The 2,164-nt window shown below is 61.4% G+C and carries 1 protein-coding gene and 2 pseudogenes; all 3 read right to left on the reverse strand.

What is annotated here, in order from left to right:
* Positions 1-166, reverse strand: a pseudogene (locus tag Q0341_RS08075) (alpha/beta hydrolase); the annotation flags it as partial.
* A 37-nt stretch (positions 167-203) separates the two neighbouring features.
* Complete coding sequence (locus tag Q0341_RS08080) at positions 204-1,031, reverse strand: proteasome-type protease (RefSeq protein WP_299511917.1); 828 nt, start codon at positions 1,029-1,031, stop codon at positions 204-206.
* Positions 1,032-1,046: 15 nt separating this feature from the next.
* Positions 1,047-2,164, reverse strand: a pseudogene (locus tag Q0341_RS08085) (DNA mismatch repair protein MutS); the annotation flags it as partial.

The raw sequence follows: 2,164 nt of genomic DNA on the forward strand, positions 1-2,164 counted from the left end.
GCTGCACCAGGTGCGGCCAGTTGTTGGTGACGGGGTATTGCGGATCATGGCCAAATTTTTCGATGGCATCCACGACAAAGCCGCGCTGGCGCAGGCTGTCAAAAATCACCCGATAAGTGCTGGCCGGGAAGCTGTTGCCGTGCGAGAAGATGATGCGAGCGTTCATGGCAGGGCAGAGTCAAGACGGATGATGGCCAGCGCCATCAGATGAGTTTCTCTTCAGGCGTTGTGATTTTCTTGAGCAAGGCGTTGCGCAGGGGCGGCACCATGAGCGGGATGTCGGTCGCGCCGCCGTTCCACATGGGGTCTTCGATGCTGTCGAACATCTGGCGCAGTTTGTCGCCCCAGCTGGAGCGCAGCATCTGAAAGTAAGGGTTGTGCTCATCGATGCACATGATGCGGTCGGTGTGCAAGCTGCCCGCTTTGTAGACCACCATGTCCAGCGGTAGGCCGACAGACAGGTTGGATTTGAGGGTCGAGTCCATCGACACCAGCGCACATTTGGCCGCTTCGTCAAGCGGGGTGTTGGGCGTGATGACACGGTCCAAAACAGGCTTGCCGTATTTGGATTCGCCAATCTGGAAGTAGGGCGTCTCGTCGGTGGCTTCGATGAAGTTGCCTGGTGAATACACCTGGAACAAGCGCATGCCCTCGCCGCCGATCTGCCCGCCAAAAATCATGGACACGTTGAACTCCACACCCGAGGCACGCAGGGCGGCGGCATCGCGCTCGTACACGCGGCGCACGGCCGCGCCCAGCACGCGGGTGGCGTCGAACATGCTTTTGGCGTTCCAGATGGTCAGGGGTTCGTCCTGGCCGGGTTCGACCAGTTTTTCGATTTGCAGCACTTCGCGCACCGACTGCGAGATGCTGAGGTTGCCCGCTGACAACAGCGTCATGAAGCGGTCGCCCGCTTTTTCATAGACGATCATTTTGCGGAAGGTGCTGATCTGGTCCAGGCCCGCGTTGGTGCGGGAATCGGACAAAAAAACCAGACCGGCTCGGGTTTTGACGGCAACACAGTAAGTCATGACTTCAACGGTGGGTTAGTTTTTCGGCAGCAAGCGCTGCAGAGCATACAGGGCGTCGAGTGCTTCGCGGGGGCTGAGTGCATCGGGGTTGATTTGGGCCAGCGCCACTTCGATGGGGCTGGGGCCAGTCGCTTCGGATTCGGGTGGGGCGGCAAATAGGTCCACCTGTTGACGGCTTTCATTGGCACCGGCTTCCAAAGCGCTGAGTGCATGGCGGGCGTGGTTGAGCACCGCTGCAGGCATGCCCGCCAGCCGCGCCACTTGCACGCCATAACTTTTGCTGGCGGGGCCAGGTTGCAGCTCGTGCAAAAACACAATCGACGCGCCGGACTCGGCCGCGCTCACATGCATGTTAACGGCGGCCGTGTGTGTGGCCGGGAACTCGGTCAGCTCAAAGTAGTGCGTGGCAAACAGCGCAAAGGCCTGCGTTTTGTTGTGCAGGTGCGTGGCGATGCCGCTGGCGAGCGCCAGGCCGTCAAAGGTGGAGGTGCCTCGCCCGATCTCGTCCATCAGCACCAGGCTGTGCGGCGTGGCGCTGTGCAAGATTTGCGCGGCCTCGGTCATCTCCAGCATGAAGGTCGATTGCGCGTTGGCCAGGTCGTCGGCCGCGCCGATGCGGGTGTGGATGGCATCGATGGGGCCGAGGCGGCAGCGGCTGGCGGGCACATGGCTGCCGATGCTGGCCAAAAGCACGATGAGTGCCACCTGGCGCATGTAGGTCGATTTGCCACCCATGTTGGGGCCGGTGATGATTTGCAGGCGCTGCTTGGGGCCGAGTACCGTGTCGTTGGCGATGAAGCTCGCGCCGGACATCTGGGCCAGCCGCGCCTCGACCACCGGGTGGCGGCCTTGGCGAATCTCGATGCAAGGCTCTTTGGTGAATTCGGGCGCGCACCAATTGAGTGTCAAAGATCGCTCCGTCAGTGCGCACAGCACATCGAGCGTCGCCATGGCCTGCGCCAATTCGGTGAGCGCGGGCACAAAGGGTTGCAGCTGGTCGAGCAGGCCTTCGTAGAGCCACTTCTCACGGGCCAAGGCGCGCTCTTGGGCTGACAGGGCTTTGTCTTCAAAGGTTTTGAGCTCGGGCGTGATGAAACGCTCGGCGTTTTTCAGGGTCTGGCGGCGGCGGTAGT

It is taken from the genome of uncultured Limnohabitans sp. (assembly GCF_937889215.1).
Taxonomy (GTDB): Bacteria; Pseudomonadota; Gammaproteobacteria; order Burkholderiales; family Burkholderiaceae_C; genus Limnohabitans_A.

Excerpts from the sequence above, each read along its gene's own strand:
- Q0341_RS08080 (WP_299511917.1), bottom strand. The coding sequence starts at position 1,031 with ATGACTTACTGTGTTGCCGTCAAAACCCGAGCCGGTCTGGTTTTTTTG.